Source organism: Mesorhizobium sp. M5C.F.Cr.IN.023.01.1.1 (genome assembly GCF_003997585.1).
GTDB classification, from domain to species: Bacteria; Pseudomonadota; Alphaproteobacteria; order Rhizobiales; family Rhizobiaceae; genus Mesorhizobium; species Mesorhizobium wenxiniae.
Map to the genome: position 1 here is coordinate 1 of NZ_RZSU01000209.1, position 3725 is coordinate 3725.

Consider the following 3725-nt stretch of genomic DNA (forward strand, 5'->3'; position numbering starts at 1 on the left):
GATATGTGAGCGCGCCGGCGTGCCGAAGGGCGTCGGCAACATCGTCCAGGGCGGGCCGGAGGCAGGTGCGGCCATCGTCAATCATCCCGGCATCCAGAAGATCGCCTTCACCGGCTCGTCCGAGGTCGGCAAGATCATCCGCAAAGCCACTGCCGGGTCGGGCAAGAAACTATCGCTGGAACTTGGCGGCAAGTCGGCCTTCGTCGTCTTCGAGGACGCCGATCTCGACAGCGCCGTCGAGGGACTGGTCGACGGCATCTGGTTCAACCAGGGCCAGGTCTGCTGCGCCGGCTCGCGCCTGCTGGTGCAGGAAGGCATCGCCGATGCCTTCATCGCCAAGGTCAAGACGCGGATGAGCCGGTTGCGTGTCGGCAGCCCGCTCGACAAGAACACCGATATCGGCCCGCTGGTCGACCTGACCCAGCTCGATCGCGTCAAGGGCCTGGTCGCCGAAGGCGCCAAGCAGGGCGCCGTCTGCTGGCAGCCGAACGTGGCGCTGCCGTCTTCCGGCTACTACCATTTGCCGACGCTAGCGACAGGCGTTTCGCCGGCTAATATCCTGGCGCAGGAGGAGGTGTTCGGGCCGGTGCTGGCGACCATGACCTTCCGCAACACCGAGGAAGCGGTCGAGCTCGCCAACAACACGCGCTACGGCTTGGCTGCCTCGGTGTGGAGCGAGAACGTCAATCTTGCGCTGCACGTCGCGCCGCAATTAAAGGCCGGCGTCGTCTGGGTCAATGGTACCAACATGTTCGACGCCGCCTGCGGCTTCGGCGGCTACCGCGAAAGCGGTTTTGGCCGCGAAGGCGGGCGCGAGGGCATGTTCGAATATCTCTCGGCAAAACTGCCGCTCGGCCCTGCCGTCAAGCGGGCCACGGCTACGACCCAGCCTGTCGAGCGATCGGAAGGCGACGCCATCGACCGCACGGCAAAGCTGTTTATCGGCGGCAAGCAGGTCAGGCCCGACGGCAATTATTCGCTGGCGACAGCCAGTGCCAAGGGCAAGCTTGCCGGCGAGGTCGGTCTCGGCAGCCGCAAGGATATCCGCGACGCCGTCGCGGCTGCACGTGGCTGCAAGGGCTGGGCGGAGGCAACCGCCTACAATCGCAGCCAGGTGCTCTACTATCTGGCCGAGAACCTGTCCGGTCGTGCCGACGAGTTTGCCGCGCGTCTCACAGAGCTTACTGGCGCCACCGCCAAGGCCGCGCGCGAAGAGGTCGACCAGTCGATCGAGCGGCTGTTTCTCTATGCCGGCCTGGCCGACAAGTTCGAGGGCCGCGTCCACCAGCCGCCGGCCCGCGCCGTCACACTGGCACTGCATGAGCCGGTCGGTGTCGTCGGCATCGTGGCATCCGACAATGCGCCCTTGCTTGGCCTGATCTCGCTGCTCGCGCCGGCGCTCGCCATGGGCAACACTGTGGTCGCGGTGCCTTCGGAAAAATATCCGCTGCTCGCCACCGATCTCTATCAGGTCATCGAATATTCCGACGTTCCGGCCGGCGCCATCAACATCGTCACCGGCCGCAGCGCCGAGCTCGCCGGCGTGCTGGCCAGGCATGACGATGTCGACGGGCTCTGGGTATTCGCCGATGCCGAGACCTGCGCCAAGGCCGAAGCCGACTCTGTCGGCAATCTCAAGCGCGTCTGGACCGGCAACGGTCGCAGCCTCGACTGGGCGTCGGTAGAGGCCGCCGGCGATGCCTTCCTGCGCCGTGCCATCGAGGTCAAGAACGTCTGGGTGCCCTACGGCGATTGAACGGTCGCCCTGCGCGCTGCGTCGGACGAGAAGCGTTCGGGCTTGACGGGCCAAAAGATGTTCTTTACCGAGAAAAAACATTTGGCCTGCAGGCGAACATCGGGATAGGCGGGATGTTTAGCGTCCGTCTGGCACATTGCGCCTTGGCCTTGAGCCGGTAAACCGGGCGATCGCAGACAGGCGAGGAGAAAAGCATGGCGGATCTGGCAGGCAAGATCGTTGTCGTCACGGCGGCGGCACAAGGCATCGGCCGTGCGAGCGCGCTGGCTTTCGCCAGGGCGGGCGCTGTCGTCCACGCCACCGACATCAACGAGGTGCTGCTCGCCGACTTAGGCAAGACGGCTGGCATCAAGGCCCGCAAGCTCGACGTGCTGAACGACGAGGCCGTGACGTCGGCCTTCGCCGAGATCGGGGCCGTCGATGTGCTGTTCAACTGCGCCGGCTTCGTTCATTCGGGCTCGATCCTCGAGATGAAGGACGCCGATCTCGACTTTGCTTTGGATCTCAACGTTCGCTCGATGATCCGCACCATACGCGCCGTGCTGCCCGGCATGCTCGAGCGCGGCGACGGCTCGATCATCAACATGGCGTCGCTGGCGGGCTCGACCAAGGGCGTGCCCAACCGCTTCGTCTACGGGCTGACCAAGGCGGCCGTCATCGGCCTGACCAAATCGGTCGCCGCCGATTATGTCGGCAAGGGCATACGCTGTAACGCCATCTGCCCGGGCACGGTCGAAAGCCCGTCGCTGGAGGACCGCATGCATGCGCAGGGCGACTACGAGGCAGCCCGCGCTGCCTTCATCGCCCGCCAGCCGATGGGCCGCCTCGGCACGCCCGAGGAAATCGCCGATCTCGCCGTCTATCTGGCCGGCGCCACCTATACGTCGGGGCAGGCTTATAATATCGACGGTGGCTGGTCGATTTAAGCTCACCTCAATCAAGGAGAGAATTCTATGAAACTGCTGCGCTATGGCGAGGCGGGGAGCGAACGCCCCGGCCTGCTCGATGCGGATGGGACGATCCGCGACCTCTCCGCCCATGTCACCGACATTGCCGGCAAGGCGCTCGACCCGGCATCGCTTGAGACATTGTCGAAGCTCGATCCGAAATCGCTGCCGGCGGTTTCCGGCAAGCCGCGCATCGGCGCCTGCGTCGCCGGCACCGGCAAGTTCATCTGCATCGGCCTGAACTATTCCGACCATGCCGCCGAGACCGGCGCCACAGTGCCGCCGGAGCCGATCATCTTCATGAAGGCGAGCTCGGCCATCGTCGGGCCTGATGACGACGTGCTGATCCCTCGCGGCTCTGTGAAGACCGATTGGGAGGTCGAGCTCGGCGTGGTTATCGGCAAGACCGCGAAATATGTCACCGAGGCCGAGGCGCTGGATTATGTCGCCGGCTATTGCGTCGCACACGACGTGTCCGAACGGGCCTTCCAGGCCGAACGGCAGGGCCAGTGGACCAAGGGCAAAAGCTGCGACACATTCGGGCCGATCGGCCCGTGGCTGGTCACCAAGGACGAGGTGAAAGACCCGCAGAACATCCCGATGTGGCTGAAGGTCAACGGCAAGACGATGCAGAACGGCTCGACCAAGACCATGGTCTATGGCGTCGCCTACCTGGTTTCCTATCTCAGCCAGTTCATGTCGCTGCATCCGGGCGACATCATCTCGACCGGCACGCCGCCCGGCGTCGGCCTGGGGATGAAGCCGCCAGTGTTCCTGAAGCCCGGCGACATCGTCGAGCTCGGCATCGAAGGGCTGGGCATGCAGAAGCAGACGTTCAAGGCGGACTTATAGGGGCTCTTCCTTCTCCCCTTGTGGGAGAAGGTGGATCGGCGCGTAGCGCCGAGACGGATGAGGGGTGCTGGAAGAAACGCGGCGAGAAAACATGGAAGGATTTTAGTCGCCTCCGCCTTCAGCGTAGCGATCCTTCCAACACCCCTCATCCGACCGAGCTGAGCCTGTCC

At 64.6% G+C, this 3725-nt stretch carries 3 protein-coding genes; all 3 read left to right on the forward strand.

Annotation, left to right across the window (positions count from 1 at the left end):
- A partial coding sequence (locus EOA78_RS35190; protein ID WP_127320288.1) for an aldehyde dehydrogenase family protein occupies positions 1-1756 on the forward strand: 1756 nt, incomplete at its 5' end.
- 194 nt (positions 1757-1950) lie between these two features.
- Entirely contained in the window at positions 1951-2682 is a 732-nt protein-coding gene (locus EOA78_RS35195; protein ID WP_127320290.1) for an SDR family oxidoreductase, read from the forward strand.
- 27 nt (positions 2683-2709) lie between these two features.
- Entirely contained in the window at positions 2710-3555 is an 846-nt protein-coding gene (locus EOA78_RS35200) for a fumarylacetoacetate hydrolase family protein (RefSeq protein ID WP_127320292.1), read from the forward strand.
- The last annotated feature ends 170 nt before the right edge of the window (positions 3556-3725 follow it).